The sequence below is a fragment of the Tritonibacter sp. SIMBA_163 genome (assembly GCF_046535935.1).
GTDB lineage: Bacteria > Pseudomonadota > Alphaproteobacteria > Rhodobacterales > Rhodobacteraceae > Epibacterium > Epibacterium scottomollicae.
The window spans coordinates 1-261 of the sequence record NZ_JAWJBP010000672.1; the positions used below are offsets into that span (position 1 = coordinate 1).

General features: G+C 39.1%; 1 protein-coding gene. It reads right to left on the reverse strand.

The window, feature by feature from the left end:
* A partial coding sequence (locus tag R0J92_RS24000) for a hypothetical protein (RefSeq protein ID WP_411053523.1) occupies positions 1 to 261 on the reverse strand: 261 nt, incomplete at both ends.

Sequence of the window (261 nt, forward strand, 5' to 3'; positions counted from 1 at the left end):
GCATAAAAGGGTTCATGTGATGTTGTTTAAAGCAATCCAGGGCTTCAGCATAGTGTTTCATTCCATATAATGCTTTTCCTTTTTCCAAATAGTAATAATCGTCCATCCCCATCTGCTTACGGTTTTCTTCAAGCAATTGATCTGCTTTTTCATATTCATGGGTGAAAGAATTGAAATAATGGATTTCGATGGCGTTGGCATAAGCGGTGATATCTTCGTCCTCTGAAAATTCGGCGAACAGCCGGAGTTTACCGATGTAAT